This is a genomic window from Nonomuraea sp. NPDC050790, assembly GCF_044456745.1.
GTDB lineage: Bacteria > Actinomycetota > Actinomycetes > Streptosporangiales > Streptosporangiaceae > Nonomuraea.
On the sequence record NZ_JBITGF010000016.1, the window covers coordinates 105747 to 119778 of the forward strand.

General features: G+C 71.5%; 14 protein-coding genes. 7 read left to right on the top strand and 7 right to left on the bottom strand.

Translation table 11 applies throughout. The features are described from left to right. Positions 1–3 precede the first annotated feature (3 nt). A complete protein-coding gene (locus tag ACIBEJ_RS48920) occupies positions 4–1191 on the bottom strand; it encodes an ATP-binding cassette domain-containing protein (protein ID WP_397189891.1) in 1188 nt (395 codons plus the stop codon). Between the two features lie 112 nt (positions 1192–1303). On the opposite strand from ACIBEJ_RS48920, the gene ACIBEJ_RS48925 reads away from it, so the two are divergent. Continuing rightward, positions 1304–1831, top strand: a complete 528-nt coding sequence (locus ACIBEJ_RS48925; protein ID WP_397189892.1) for a DivIVA domain-containing protein — start codon at positions 1304–1306, stop codon at positions 1829–1831. Between the two features lie 21 nt (positions 1832–1852). Here ACIBEJ_RS48925 and ACIBEJ_RS48930 read toward each other — a convergent pair whose 3' ends face one another. Beyond that, entirely contained in the window at positions 1853–2494 is a 642-nt protein-coding gene (locus ACIBEJ_RS48930; RefSeq protein WP_397189893.1) for an HAD family hydrolase, read from the bottom strand. 32 nt (positions 2495–2526) lie between these two features. Here ACIBEJ_RS48930 and ACIBEJ_RS48935 point away from each other — a divergent pair, with 32 nt between their 5' ends. Then, complete coding sequence (locus ACIBEJ_RS48935) at positions 2527–3009, top strand: GNAT family N-acetyltransferase (RefSeq protein WP_397189894.1); 483 nt, start codon at positions 2527–2529, stop codon at positions 3007–3009. Here the strand turns inward: ACIBEJ_RS48935 and ACIBEJ_RS48940 are convergent. From ACIBEJ_RS48940 to iolC, 5 genes are read right to left on the bottom strand one after another with little or no spacing between them, the layout of a single operon-like run. Beyond that, positions 2969–3979: an AI-2E family transporter gene (locus ACIBEJ_RS48940; RefSeq protein ID WP_397189895.1), complete on the bottom strand. Its 1011-nt coding sequence runs from the start codon at positions 3977–3979 to the stop codon at positions 2969–2971. The genes ACIBEJ_RS48935 and ACIBEJ_RS48940 overlap by 41 nt on opposite strands. A 33-nt stretch (positions 3980–4012) precedes the next feature. Continuing rightward, entirely contained in the window at positions 4013–5833 is a 1821-nt protein-coding gene (gene iolD / locus ACIBEJ_RS48945; protein ID WP_397189896.1) for a 3D-(3,5/4)-trihydroxycyclohexane-1,2-dione acylhydrolase (decyclizing), read from the bottom strand. Continuing rightward, positions 5830–6681 carry a 5-deoxy-glucuronate isomerase gene (gene iolB / locus ACIBEJ_RS48950; RefSeq protein ID WP_397189897.1) on the bottom strand — a complete coding sequence of 284 codons (852 nt, stop codon included), beginning with the start codon at positions 6679–6681 and terminating at the stop codon, positions 5830–5832. Before iolB ends, iolD begins: the two co-directional genes overlap by 4 nt. Further along, complete coding sequence (locus ACIBEJ_RS48955; RefSeq protein WP_397189898.1) at positions 6678–7583, bottom strand: deoxyribose-phosphate aldolase; 906 nt, start codon at positions 7581–7583, stop codon at positions 6678–6680. The genes iolB and ACIBEJ_RS48955 overlap by 4 nt, the downstream gene beginning before the upstream one ends. Continuing rightward, on the bottom strand, positions 7580–8512 hold the full coding sequence (gene iolC, locus ACIBEJ_RS48960; RefSeq protein ID WP_397189899.1) for a 5-dehydro-2-deoxygluconokinase: 933 nt from the start codon (positions 8510–8512) through the stop codon (positions 7580–7582). Before iolC ends, ACIBEJ_RS48955 begins: the two co-directional genes overlap by 4 nt. Before the next feature lie 126 nt (positions 8513–8638). Here iolC and ACIBEJ_RS48965 point away from each other — a divergent pair, with 126 nt between their 5' ends. Genes ACIBEJ_RS48965 through ACIBEJ_RS48985 form a run of 5 tightly spaced genes read left to right on the top strand, consistent with a single transcriptional unit; the run spans position 8639 to position 14021 of the window. Next, positions 8639–10012, top strand: coding sequence for an extracellular solute-binding protein (locus tag ACIBEJ_RS48965; protein WP_397189900.1), 1374 nt, complete (start codon positions 8639–8641; stop codon positions 10010–10012). After that, entirely contained in the window at positions 9987–10913 is a 927-nt protein-coding gene (locus ACIBEJ_RS48970; RefSeq protein ID WP_397189901.1) for a carbohydrate ABC transporter permease, read from the top strand. Before ACIBEJ_RS48965 ends, ACIBEJ_RS48970 begins: the two co-directional genes overlap by 26 nt. Continuing rightward, positions 10910–11734 carry a carbohydrate ABC transporter permease gene (locus ACIBEJ_RS48975; protein WP_397189902.1) on the top strand — a complete coding sequence of 275 codons (825 nt, stop codon included), beginning with the start codon at positions 10910–10912 and terminating at the stop codon, positions 11732–11734. Before ACIBEJ_RS48970 ends, ACIBEJ_RS48975 begins: the two co-directional genes overlap by 4 nt. Next, complete coding sequence (locus tag ACIBEJ_RS48980; protein ID WP_397189903.1) at positions 11734–12825, top strand: ABC transporter ATP-binding protein; 1092 nt, start codon at positions 11734–11736, stop codon at positions 12823–12825. Before ACIBEJ_RS48975 ends, ACIBEJ_RS48980 begins: the two co-directional genes overlap by 1 nt. Beyond that, a complete protein-coding gene (locus ACIBEJ_RS48985; protein WP_397189904.1) occupies positions 12822–14021 on the top strand; it encodes a CehA/McbA family metallohydrolase in 1200 nt (399 codons plus the stop codon). Before ACIBEJ_RS48980 ends, ACIBEJ_RS48985 begins: the two co-directional genes overlap by 4 nt. The last annotated feature ends 11 nt before the right edge of the window (positions 14022–14032 follow it).

The window sequence follows — 14032 nt, forward strand, 5'->3', positions numbered from 1 at the left end:
CGATCACTGTGCCGCCTCCGTGGCCTGGTAGCCCTCCGCCCGCATCCGCGCCAGAAACGCCCCCACCTCGCCCCCCGGCACCCGTACCTCCACCACCACTCCATCCTCAACCCCACCAACCCGCCCCACCCCAGCCAACCCCACGCCCCCGGCCAAGCTCACATCTCCGGCAACGGTCACGTCACTGGCCAAGCTCACATCTCCGGCAACCCTTACGTCACTGGCCCAGCTCACATCTCGAGCCGATCCGGCCTCCGGCTGCCCTGCCAGCGCCGTGTCTCCGGCCAAGCCCGTCTCTCCGGCCAACGCGGCGTTCGGGGCCAGCCTCGCGCCCCTCGCCAACCCGGTGTCCCCGAGCGAGTTCGGCTCTCCGGCCAACGCGGTCTCCGGGGCCCGCCTCGCGTCCCTGGTCAACCCGGTGTCCCCGAGAGAGCTTGCCCCTCCGGGTGCCGCGACTTGGGCGGGCGAAACAGCGTTCTGGCTGCCCGCTAGGTGTGCTGGAGGCGGGTTCGCGGCGGGTGACGTGGGTTGGCTGGGTGGGGTGAGGTGGATGGCGGGTGGGGGTGTGGGGGAGGGGGAGAGGTTGCGGGCAGCGGGAGAAGGCTCGCGCAGGAAGCCGTCCGTCAGGGTCCAGTGGCGCAGCGACGGGAGGTCGTGCAGGCCGGCCTCGTGGTCTCCCGCCACCACGATCGTCCCCCTGCCCGCCAGTTCCGCCACGATCCCCGGCAACGCCTCGCGGGTGGCGGTGTCCAGGCCGGCGAAGGGTTCGTCGAGCAGCAGCAGGCCCGGGTCGCACATCAGGGCCTGGACCAGGGCGACCTTGTGGGCGCTGCCCTTGGACAGTTCGCGGAGCGGGAGCCGTACCAGAGGGGTGAGGTTGAGGCGGTCGGCCCACGGGCGCCAGGTGGCGGCGCGGCGGATGCGGGCCATGTGGTCCAGGTACGCGGCCACCGTGAACGGCTGGGCGGTGGGGAGGTGGTCGGGGGCGTAGCCGACGGTGCGGGGGCGGCCGGAGAGCTTGCCTCGGGTGGGGCGGGTCAGGCCGGCCAGCAGGCGGAGCAGGGTGGACTTGCCGGCGCCGTTCGCGCCGGTCAGCTCGATGACGTCGCCGGGGCTCAGGGTCGCGTCCGCGTGCCTGATCACGTCGGGGGCGCGCCGCCGGTAGCGGAACGAGACGTTGGACAGGTCCATAGTGATCCAACGGTAATGGAGTGGGGTGCATTCTCCGGATAAAGAGCCCCACAATATAGGCACCCCCTCAGCCGTCTCAGGAGGATTGAGCTTGAACCGCTTTCCACGCGTCATGGGTATGCGTTCAGGCTACGACCCCGTCGACGTGGACTCGCTGATCAGCCGCATCGAGGCCACGCTCGGCCGGGGCGGGCGTGAGCTGGCGCCGGTGACCGCAGACGAGGTTCGCAGGGCCACCTTCCGCGCCAGGCGCGGCGGCTACAACGAGACCGCGGTGGACTTCGCGCTGGAGGCGTTCGTCGTCGCGCTGGAGACGCGGGCGAAGACGCCGGTGGCGCTGGCCATGACCGAGCCGACCGGGGAGATGCTGCGCGAGGAGTGGTTCGAGACGCAGGCGGCGCGGGTGGAGCGGGTGGCGTTCCGCTCGGGCCGGATGGGCACGGGGTACAACGAGGACGAGATCGACGCCTTCCTCGACCGCATCGTGGCCACGCTGCGCGGCACCACCGACAACCCGCTGACCGGTCAGGACGTGCGCGACGCCAAGTTCGCCACCGTTTTGGTCCGGCCGGGCTACCTGATCGCGGACGTCGACTCGTTCCTGGCCGGCATCGCCGACGTCCTGGACCAGCGCTACTGAAGCCCCGGTCCTGGATTAGCGCTACTGGAGCGCCGCCGCCAGCCCGTGCAGGTCGGGCTGGACCTTCTGCAGGATCGACGGGTCGGCGGGCGTCTCGCCGCGGCGGTTGATCCAGATCCGGCGCAGGCCGAGCGCGTGGGCGGGGACCATGTCGTGGACGTAGCCCTGGGCGACGTGGATCCACTCCGACGGCTCGTGTGAGGAGCGGAAACGTGCGAAGTGGCCGAGGGACGGCTTGTAGCCGCCCGCGTCCTCGGCGGTCACGACCGCGTCGAAGGGTACGGGCAGCCGCCGCCGCGTCAGCCCGATGAGGTCGCGGTCGCAGTTGGTGAGCAGGCCGAGCCGCCATCCGGCCGCGCGCACCGCCTCGAGTTCGGGGCCCACCTCGGGGAAGACCGGCCAGGAGGGGAGGGTGGCGGCCAGCAGGCCGGCGTCGTCCGGGTTCAGGTCCAGCCCCTCTTCCGCGCAGGCCCGGCGCAGGGCTTCGGCGGTCACCTCGCGGTAGAGCATCGTGGGCGTCTCGGCCTGGACCTCCAGCTCGTGCCGGACGTAGGGGTCGAGGAGGCGGCCGCCGTACCCGGGGAAGAGCAGTTCCGCGGTGGTGGCGATTCCGTGCCGCCAGTCCACGAGCGTGCCGAAGCAGTCGAACGTCACCCATCGCATGAGATCTCATAATGGGCCCTATGCCACTTACCGTGCGACCCATCGTCCCCGGAGATCTGGAGCAGGTCGTCGAAATCTTGACCGCCAGTTGGGGCGGCACCCATGTCATCGCGCTGACCTGGGGCGAGATGGTCGACGCCAGTACGCTGCCCGGTTTCGTGGCCGTCTCCGACGGCGACCGGATCGCCGGGCTGATCACCTACATGGAGCGCGAAGGCAGCGTGGAGATCGTCACGATCGACGCCGTCGTCAAGGGCGCCGGGGTGGGCAGTGCGCTGCTGGACGCGGTGCGTGAGGTGGCGCGGCGGCGCGGCATGCGCAGGCTCACGCTGGTCACCACCAACGACAACACCCGGGCGCTGGCCTTCTACCAGCGCTACGGCTTCGACCTCGTGGCCCTGCGCCGCGACGCGGTCACCCGCACCCGCGAGCTCAAGCCGGGCATCCCCGAGATGTCGGTGGACGGCATCCCGATCAGGCATGAGCTGGAGCTCGAGCTGCCTCTCGACTCCTGATCAGCGCCACGATCACCGAGGCCACCGGCGCGGCCAGGAAGGCGCCGGTGATCCCGGCGACCACGCTGCCCACGGCGATCGCCAGCAGGATGACCGCGCCGGGCAGGTCCAGCGCCCTGCCGTAGATCTGCGGCGCCAGCACGTGACCCTCCACCTGCTGCACCAGGATCGTGACGCCGACCACGATGAGCGCCACCAGCCAGCCCTTGGCCACGAACGCCACCACCGCGGCGAACAACCCGGCCATGAACGCCCCCACCACCGGCAGGAACGCCCCCACGAACGTCAGCACCGCCAGCGGCAGCGCGATCGGCACCCCGAGGATCCACAGCGCGAGCCCGATGAAGAAGCCGTCCACGAGCCCGACCATGGCGATGCCGCGGATGTAGCGGCCGACCACGCTGAAGACGACGTGCCCGGCCTCGCGCAGGTGCGGCCTGGCTTTGACCGGCGCCAGCTCGGTCAGCCAGTCGAACAGCCGGTCGCCGCCGTGGACGAAGTAGACGGCCAGGATGATGGCCAGTACCGCGCCGATCACGATCTCCCCGGCGGTGCGGACCCCGGCGATGGCCCCGGTGGCGATGGAGCGCGACTGCTCGCTCAGGTACGCCTGGACCTGCTTCGACAGCTCCGACAGCCGGGTGTCGTCGAGCCCGAGTGAGCGGGCGAGGTTGTGCAGGTCGTCGAGCGCCTTGCCGAGGCTGTCGCGCAGTTGCCCGAGCCCGTCCACGGTCGCCGGCACCAGCAGCCAGAAGAACAGCCCGCCGACCACCAGCGCGCCCAGGAAGACCACGGTGGTGGCCAGGCCCCGGCTCAGCCCTCTGCCCCGCAGCCAGTGGTACGGCGGCAGGAGCAGGGCCGTGATGAACACCCCGATGATCACCGAGATGGCGACGGTCCTGACGAACCAGACGCAGTAGAGGATCACCGCGATCAGCGCGATCCATCCGAGCACCCGCCATGGCTTCATGATCAGGGCGTTCCCTGGGGCGGCGGCGCGTAATCAGTGCTGGGCGCGCTTGGCCTCCTCGTAGGCGGCGCGGGCAGGGCTGCCGACCTCGGCGACCGGCACGTCCCACCACGCCTCGGAGGAGGGCGCGTCCACGTGCGGGTCGGCCTTCACGTAGATCACCGTGGTCTCGTCGGCCGCCCGCGCGCTCTCCAGGGCCTTGCGCAGGTCGCCGGCGGTCTCGGCGCGGATCACGTGCGCGCCCAGGCTGGCGGCGTTGGCGGCCAGGTCGACCGGCAGCGGCCCGCCGTCGTAGCGGCCCGAGCCCCGGTGGCGGTAGGCGGTGCCGAGCCGCTCGGCGCCCACGCTCTCCGACAGCCGCCCGATCGAGGCGAAGCCGGAGTTGTCGACCAGCACCACGACCAGCTTGACGCCCTCCGCGACCGCGGTGACCAGCTCCTGGGCCATCATCAGGTACGAGCCGTCGCCGACCAGCACGAACACCTCGCGCTCCGGCACGGCCATCTTGACGCCCAGCCCGCCGGCGATCTCGTAGCCCATGCAGGAGTAGCCGTACTCCACGTGGTAGGAGCCCGGACCGCTCGGGCGCCACATCTTGTGCAGGTCGCCGGGCATCGAACCGGCGGCGCACACCACCACGCCGTCCTCGGCCGCCGCGGCGTTGACCGCGCCGATGATGGCGGGCTGGGGCAGCGGCGTGCCCTCCAGCGCGTGGGCCGCGTCGACCTGGGCGTCCCAGGCGCGGGTCAGCTCGGCGGCCATGGTGCGGTAGACGCCGGCCGTACCCCAGCCGTCGAGGGCCTCGGCGAGGTCGGTCAGGCCCGCGCGGGCGTCGGCCACCACCTGGAGGCCGGACAGCTTGGCCGCGTCGAAGGCCGTGATGTTGAGGTTGACGACGGCCGCGTCCTGGTCGAACAGCGTGCGCGAGGCGGTGGTGAAGTCGCTGTAGCGGGTGCCGACGCCGATGATCAGGTCGGCCTCGCGGGCGAGCGCGTTGGCCGCCGTCGTGCCGGTCGCGCCGATCGCGCCCGCCGCCAGCGGGTGTCCGTACGGCAGGGCGCCCTTGCCGGCCTGGGTCTCGGCGACGGGCACGCCGTACCGCTCGGCGAAGGCGCGCAGTTCGGCGGTCGCCTCGCTGTAGATCACCCCGCCCCCCGCGACGAGGAGCGGACGGGCCGAGCGCCTGATCAGCTCGGCGGCCCGCGCGAGCGCGGCGGGTTCCGGCCGCGGCCGTCCGACGTGCCACACCCGGCGCTCGAACAGCTCCTCCCGCCACTCCCACGCCTCCGCCTGCACGTCCTGCGGCAGCGCCAGCGTCACCGCGCCGGTCTCGGCCGGGTCGGTGAGCACCCGCATCGCCGCCAGCAGCGCGGAGGGTAGCTGCTCAGGCCGGTTGATCCGGTCCCAGTAGCGCGAGACCGGCTTGAAGGCGTCGTTGACCGAAAGGTCGTAGGAACGCGGATCCTCCAGCTCCTGCAGCACCGGGTTGGCCACGCGCGTGGCGAAGACGTCACCCGGCAGCAGCAGCACGGGCAGCCGGTTGATGGTCGCGCCCGCCGCCGCGGTGACCATGTTGGTGGCGCCGGGACCCACCGAGGTGGTGCAGGCCAGCGTCCGCAACCGGTTGCTCGCCCGCGCGTAGCCCGCCGCCGCGTGCACCATGGCCTGCTCGTTGCGGCTCAGCAGGTACGGCAGCGCCGCGTCGGTCGCCAGCGCCTGCCCGAGCCCGGCCACGTTGCCGTGCCCGAAGATCCCGAAGATCCCCCCGAACATCCGGTGCTCGACGCCGTCGCGCTCGGTGTGCTGGGCGGCGAGGAAGCGGAGGGTCGCCTGGGCGACGGTCAGCCGGATCATGAGGTCCTCCTGAACGGCAGCCGAGGGTCGGTCTCCTGACCGTCCCATGTGCCGCGGATCCAGGCGTGGCGCGGGTCGTCGCAGAAGGCCATGGAACGCTCGCCGGCCGGTCCGGCGAGCACGTTGAGGTAGTACAGGTCGTAGCCGGGCGCGGCCATCGACGGCCCGTGGTAGCCGTAGGGGACGAGCACCACGTCGCCGGGGGAGACCTCGGCCAGGGTGTCGATGTGGCCGCGTTCTGAGGTGTAGACGCGCTGGTAGCCGGGGCCGCCCTCGAAGTAGTAGATCTCCTCCAGCACCGCCTCGCCCGGGTTGGGGGTGTCGTGCTTGTGGGGCGGGTAGGACGACCAGTTGCCGTCCGGGGTGAGCACCTCGACCGCCACGAGCTTGTCGCACTCGAAGGCGTCGGGGGAGCAGAAGTTGTTCACCTGCCTGCTGGCCTGGCCCGCGCCCCTGATCTCGACCGCGACCCGGTCGGCGGGGACGTGGCGCGGCTCCAGCCGCCGAGTGGCGCGCGCGGCGGGCAGCGCGACGCGGCCCTCGCCCCGCAGGATCACCTCGGTGTGGATCGGCAGGTACGCGAAGTCGCTGGGCCCGGCGAAGACCGACGGGCGGCCGGCCAGGTGGAAGGTGGTGGTGCCGCCCTCGACCGGGGCGGCGAAGGTGACCGAGCAGGAGCCGGACAGCGGCAGGACGATCATCTCCTCCTCACCGGTGTCGAAGGCCACGGTGGCGTCGCCGGACAGGTCGGCCACGCGCAGCGCCGAGTAGGTCCAGCCGGCCAGCGCGGGGGTGATCTCCACGGACCACGGGCCTGAGGCGGCCTTGCCGTACGGGATGTGGGTCATCGTGAGGCCTCCCTGACCAGGGTCGCGGCGCCGTCCACGGCGGCGGCTACGTCGTCGTCCGGAGGGTAGAGCAACGCGCGGCCGACCACGAGGCCGCGCACGCCCGGCAGTTCCAGGGCCCGGCCCCAGTCGGCGAAGGCGGCGTCGATGTCCGGCGGGTCGCCGCCGAGCAGGAGGGCGGGCAGCGTGGTGGCGGCCATGACCCGCTCCATCTCGGGGATCGCGGGGATCTTCAGCCAGGTGTAGGCGGAGGTGGCGCCGAGCGCCTGTCCCACGCTGATGGCCCGGATGACCGCCTCGGGCGACAGGTCGTTGCGGACCGCGCCGCCGTCGGCCCGGCTGGACCAGAACGGCTCGACCATCGCCACGAGCCGCCGCCTGGCCAGGTCGGTGACGGCGTGCGCGCACGACTCCAGCGTGGCGACGGTGCCGTGGTCGGCCGGGTCGATGCGGCACAGCATCTTGCCGCCGTCCAGGCGCATGGCGTCGATGGCGGCGGCGTCGAAGCCGGTGAAGCGGTCGTCGAGCTCGAAGACCGCGCCCTGGATGCCGGCCCGGTTCATGGAGCCGAAGGCCAGCTTGCCCTCCAGCGCGCCGAGCAGCAGCAGGTCCTCCAGCACGTCGGGGGCGGCCAGGATGCCGTGGACGCCCGGCCGTTCCAGCGCGAGTTGCAGGCGGTCGAGCAGGTCGGTACGGCTGGCCATGGCGAAGGGCCGGTCACGCACGCCGAGCGAGCCGCGCGCCGGATGGTCGGCGGCGATGATCATCAGCCGCTCGCCGTCACCGGGCAGCCCGCGCCGCTGCCGCCTGGCCGCCGCGTGCGCGATCTCCTCAGGCCGGGTCGCCCGGATCCTGGTGAGCCGCTCGTAGCGGTCGGCTCTGGTGAGCGTCAGATCGGTCATGCGCGGCCTTCCATCAACTGGGTCACCTCGTCGGTCGTGGGCATGGCGTCGGCACAGGCCAGCCGGGCGGCGACGAAGGCTCCGGCGGCGTTGGCGAAGCGGATCGTGCGCTCCAGCGGCCAGTCGCGCAGCAGCCCCAGGCAGATCGCGCCGCCGAAGGCGTCGCCGGCGCCGATGCCGTTGACGACCTCGACGGGGACCGGCTCGGCCAGCGCCGTCTCGCTACGGCTGCGCGCGTACACCCCCTTGGGCCCCATCTTCACGATCGCCACCTTCACCCCCGCGTCGAGCAGCGCCCGCGCGGCGGCCTCCGGGTCGCGGGTGCCGACGGCCACCTCGACCTCGTCCAGGTTGCCGACGGCCACGTCGGCGTGGGGCAGCGCCGCGCGCACCGCCTCCTCGGCGGGCCCCTTCCACAGCGTGGGCCGGTAGTCGAGGTCGAAGACGGTCCACCCGGAGCCGTCGCGGGCGGCCAGGGCGGCGGCGTGCGCGGCCCTGCTGGGCTCCATGCTCAGGCCGGTGGCGCTGAACCAGAAGACCTTGGCGGCCCTGATCGCGGCGAGGTCGAGGGATTCGGGCGGGATGCGCAGGTCCGGTGGGTGCTCGCCCCGGTAGAAGTAGATCGGGAAGTGGTCCGGCGGGAAGATCTCGCAGAAGGTCACGGGGGTGGGCGCCTCGGCGAAGGTCGCGACGTAGCGGTCGTCGACGCCGAAGCCGGCGATGGCCGAGCGTACGTAGTCGCCGAACGGGTCGGCGCCGACCGCGGTGATCACCGCCGAGCGGAGGCCGTGGCGGGCGGCGGCCACGGCCACGTTGGTCGGGCTGCCGCCGAGGAACTTGCCGAAGCTCTCGACCTGGGCCAGTCCGACGCCTGTCTGCAGCGGATAGACGTCGACGCCGCAGCGGCCGATCGTGATCAGATCGAACAAGCTACCTCCCGATACTCGGACCTAGCATGGCATATTGTCATGACATTCTGATGTCCGCTATGTTGCAAATTACGTCCTGCCCGAAACCCGCACTTACCCCCGTTTAGGACGTTCTGGAGGGTTCGCATGAGATGGCGAAAAATCTCGGCCGTCGCCGTCCTGGCCTTGTCTGCCGCGGCCTGCGGCCAGTCCTCCGGCGGCGGAGGTGACACCATCGAGCTGACGATCACCCAGAACGCGATCGCCGGCGGCAAGAACGCCAAGGGCGCCGAGTACATCGCGAAGTGGGTCATCCCCCGGTTCGAGGCGGCGCAAAAGGCGAAGGGGAAGGACGTCAAGGTCAGGTTCATCCCGAGCGGGGTCGACGACGAGCAGTACAAGACCAAGCTCTCCCTGGACCTGAAGTCCGGCAAGGGGGCCGACGTCCTCGACATCGACGGCATCTGGATGGGCGAGTTCGCCGAGGCCGGCTACATCAAGCCGCTGACCGAGGTGGCCGGCCCCGAGGCGGAGTCCTGGGACGGCTGGAGCCAGATCCCCGAGGCGGTCCAGGGCCTGGCCACCTTCAACGGCAAGAAGTACGCGCTGCCCGTCGGCACCGACGGCCGCGTCCTCTACTTCAACAAGACGCTCATGACCAAGGCGGGCCTGCCCGCCGACTGGCAGCCCAAGAGCTGGCAGGAGATCCTCGACGCCGGCGCCAAGCTGAAGTCCGCGGGTGTGCCCGTGCCGATCCAGATCAACGCCGGCACCGCGATGGGCGAGGCCACGTCCATGCAGGGCATGCTCCCGCTGCTGGCCGGCGCCGGCGGCGAGGTGCAGAAGGATGGCAAGTGGACCGGCGCGAGCCAGCCGCTCAAGGACGCGCTCGGCCTCTACCAGAAGATCTACTCCCAGGGCCTGGGCGACCCCAAGCTCCAGCAGGAGGCCAAGGGCCGTGACAAGTCCTTCGCCCAGTTCGCCGAGGGCAAGATCGGCATCCTGATGGAGGGCGACTACTTCTGGCGCGGCGTCGTCAACCCCACCGACGGCGTGGCCAAGATGGCCGACCGCGACCAGACCGTCGGCTACGCGAAGATCCCCGCGATGGAGCCCGGCAAGGGTCTGCGCGGCCAGGACTTCGTCAGCATGTCCGGCGGCGCGCTGCGCACGCTCAACCCCGCCACCAAGCACCCGAAGGAAGCCTTCGAGCTGCTCGCCTTCACGCTCTCGGCCGACGGGCTGAAGGAGGAGACCAAGAACGGCAACGTGCGCATCACCCCGCGCACCGACGTGAACAAGGAGATCCTGGCCGGCGACCCGCTGCTGACCTACATCTCCGACGAGGTGCTCCCCCTGACCGCCTACCGCCCGCCGGTCGCGCTCTACCCGCAGGTCTCCACGGCCCTGCAGGAGGCCACCGCCGCCGTGGTGAGCGGGAAGACGCCGGACGAGGCGGCCGCGGAGTACCAGAAGAAGCTCGAAGGAATCGCCGGTGGCGCTGGCAACATCGCCTCCTGAGGCCCCCGCGCCCCCGGACAGGAAGACCTACAGCTCTGACGCGGCCGGCCTCGGCCGGGTCAGAGCGTCGGTCTTCGCCGCCCCCGCGCTCCTGCTCATCGCGGTCTTCCTCGTCTTCCCCGCGCTGTGGGTGCTCTACCTCAGCATCACCAACTACCGCCTCAGCGGCGTGCAGGCCCGCGACCCGCAGGTCGTCGGCCTGGACAACTTCGTCAACGCGCTGGCCAGCGGCAAGTTCTGGACCTCGACCTGGCTGACCGTGGAGTTCGTGCTCGGCTCCGCGGTCATCGGCCAGGTCGTGCTCGGCTTCACCATCGCCTGGCTGATGCGCGACCGCACCGGCCCGCTCAAGCGCCTGGTCGAGGGCCTGGTCATCCTCGCCTGGATCCTGCCCAGCGCCGTGGTGTCGTTCCTGTGGGTGGCGCTGCTCGACCGCGACGGCGGCACGCTGAACCTCCTGCTCGGCATCCCCGGCTTCGCCTGGCTGCTCGACTACCCGATGCTGTCGATCATCGTCTTCAACACCTGGCGCGGCACCGCGTTCTCGATGATGTTGTACGGCGCCGCCCTCGGCAACGTGCCGCCCTCCCACCTGGAGAGCGCCCGCCTGGCCGGAGCCTCCGGCTGGCAGCAGTTGCGCGACGTCGTCTTCCCGCACATCCGCGGCCACATCCTGACCAACCTGCTGCTGATCAGCCTCTGGACCTTCAACGACTTCACCCCGTTCCTGCTCACCGCGGGCGGGCCGGACGGCAAGACCGAGATCCTCGCCGTCTACGTCTACAAGGAGGCCCTGATCGGCGGGAACCTCGGCGTCGGCGCGGCCATCTCGGCGATCATCCTGCTGATCAACCTCGTGGTCGCCGTGTTCTACCTGCGCCTGCTCAGGAGGAAGTCATGAGCCCGCGGCGGGTGCTCGGCCGGATCGGCTTCTACACGCTGGTCGCCGTGGTGCTGGCCTTCTTCAGCGTGCCGCTGCTGTGGCTGGCCACCGCCCCGTTCACCAGCGACCCCACCTACGAGGTGTCGCTGCCCGACTTCACGCTGGCCAACTTCCAGGCGATCCTGGAGCATCCGTACGCGCTGGGGTCGCTCTACAACTCGCTGATCCTGGCCGTCGGCACCGCGTTGCTGGTCGTGCTGTTCGCGGCGCTGGCCGCGTACGCGCTGAGCCGGGTGCGCATCCCCGGCCGCGACGGGCTGCTCTACGCGCTCCTGCTGCTGTCGTCGATCATCACCGGCACCGCCGCGATGGTGCCGATCTACCAGCTCGCGGTCGAGCTGAACCTCATCGACACCCACCTCGGCGTCATCCTCATCCTCACCGGCGGCCTGCTGCCTGCGGCGATCTTCATGCTCAAGGACTTCATGGACACCACGCCCAAGTCCTACGAGGAGTCGGCGCGCGTCTTCGGCGCCTCGCCGCTGCAGATCGTGCGGCACGTGGTGGTCCCGCTGGTACGGCCGGGCCTGGCGACCATCGCGGTCTGGGCGATCGCCAACGTGTGGGGCAACTTCCTCATGCCGTACCTGCTTTTCAGCAGTGACCCGGAGAACCAGCCGGCCGCCGTGATCATCTATACGCTCTACACCGAGGGCGGCCAGGCCAACCTGCAGTTGCTGTCGACCTTCGGCCTCCTCTACTCGGTGCCGGTGGTGCTCATGTACCTGTTCGTCAGCAAGAAGTACGGCTTCCGCTTCCACGGAGGGATCAAGCGCTGATGTCGGCCATCGAACTGCGCGGCCTCACCAAGGTCTACCCCGGCGGCGTCAGAGCCCTCGACGCCCTCGACCTGGTCATCCCCGACGGCGAGTTCTTCGCCCTGCTGGGCCCCTCCGGCTGCGGCAAGACCACGCTGCTGCGCACCATCGCCGGGCTGGAGACCGCCACCTCGGGCCGGGTCGTCCTCGGCGAGCGCGACGTGACCGACATCCAGCCGGGCGCCCGCGACCTGGCGATGGTCTTCCAGGACTACGCCCTGTTCCCGCACATGGACGTCACCGACAACATCGCCTATCCGCTGCGCATCAAGAAGGTCGGCAAGGCCGCGCGGGCCGGCAAGGCCCGCGAGGTCGGCGAACGGCTCGGCCTGGCCCAGCTCATGGACCGGCGCCCCGGCCAGTTGTCCGGCGGCCAGCAGCAGCGCGTGGCGCTGGCCCGCGTGATGGCCACGCAGGCCCAGGCGTTCCTGTTCGACGAACCGCTGTCCAACCTGGACGCGCGGCTGCGGCTGGAGGCGCGCACGTTCCTCAAGCGGCTGCAGCGCGAACTCGGCGTCACCACCGTCTTCGTCACCCACGACCAGGCCGAGGCGCTGGCGATGGCCGACCGGATGGCGGTCATGGAGGCCGGGCACATCCGCCAGGTCGGCACGCCGGCCGAGGTGTTCCAGCGGCCCGCCAACACCTTCGTCGCCTCCTTCATCGGGTCCACGCCGATGAACCTGCTTGACGCCGTCGTACGGGGCGACAGGCTGGAGGTGTCCGGATGCAAGGTGGCCGTCCCCGAGTCGGCGGCCGGCCTGCTCACCGACGGGGAGGAGATCGTGTACGGCGTGCGTCCCGAGTACATGAGCTACTCCGCCGAGCCCGTCGAGGGCGCGCTGGGCGGGAAGGTGTCGATCGTGGAGAACCTGGGCGCCACCCACCTGGTGACGCTGGAAGTCGGCGGGGCCAACGTGCAGGCGGTGGTGCCGGAGGGCCGCGAGCCCGCGCCGGGCGACGACGGCTACGCGCTGCCCCGGGCCGACCGCGCGCTGGCCTACCGTGGCGGTGACCTGGTCACGGGCGGGGATGCGGAGGCGGGAGCGTGACGGTGTGGCGCGGACACTGGTCGCTGGACGAGCGGCTGGAGCGCATCCTGCGCGAGGTGCCGTTCGAGGTGCCCGCGGGGGCGCGTTCGGTGACCGTGCGGCTGTCCTACGACCGGGCACGGGGCGTGATCGACCTGGGCGGCGCTTCGCCGTCCGGGTTCCGCGGCTGGTCGGGCGGCGCCCGCGACGAGTACACGATCACCACCGAGTGGGCGACGCCCGGCTACCTGCCGGACACGTCGGCGGACGCGCTGGAGGAGGGGCTCTGGCAGGTCTGGCTGCGCCTGCACCGCATCCCGCCCGAGGGCCTGGACTACACGCTGGAGATCGAGACCTCCCCCCAGATCCCGATATTTCCGGACGCGCCCGAGCCGCCGACCGGCGCGCGCCCACCCCGTCGCGACATCCCTGACGTTTCAGGCATGCGGTGGTACGCGGGCGACTTCCACGCCCACACCGTCCACAGCGACGGAACCCTGACCATCCCGGAGCTGGCCGAGCTGGCCGCCTCCCGCGGCCTGGACTTCCTGGCCGTCACCGACCACAACACCGTCAGCCACCACCCCTGGCTGGCCAAGACCGACCGCGGCATCACGCTCATCCCCGGCCAGGAGGTCACCACCGACCGCGGCCACGCCAACGTCTTCGGCGACGTCGGCTGGGTCGACTTCCGGCGGCCCGCCGACTCCTGGGCCGAGCACGCCCGCGAGCGCGGCGGCCTGATGTCGGTCAACCACCCGCTCGGCGGCGACTGCGCCTGGCTGCTGCCCATCGAACGACGCCCCAGGGTGGCCGAGGTCTGGAGCTCCGGGTGGTGGGACCGCCGCTGGGGCGCCCCGCTGGCCTGGGCCGACGCCTGGCGCGACGACGTGATCGCCATCGGCGGCAGCGACTTCCACAAGCACGGCAGCGACGGCCTGCCCGGCGCGCCCACCACGTGGGTGCTGGCCGAGGACCCCGGCCTGATCCTCGACGCCGTGGCGGCCGGGCGCACCGCCGTCTCGGCCGGTCCCGACGCGCCGCTGCTGCTGCGGCTCGGCGACGAACTGCTCGCGCTGGGCGCCGACGGCCTGGTCCTGGTCCGCCCGGACGGGCGCCGCCAGGTCGTCAGGGGCGAGCGCGCACTGCTCCCCGGTACGGCAGGGCAGCACCGCCTGGAGACCTACGAGAACGAAGTGATGGCTCTATGTGCGTGACGGGAGAGGGG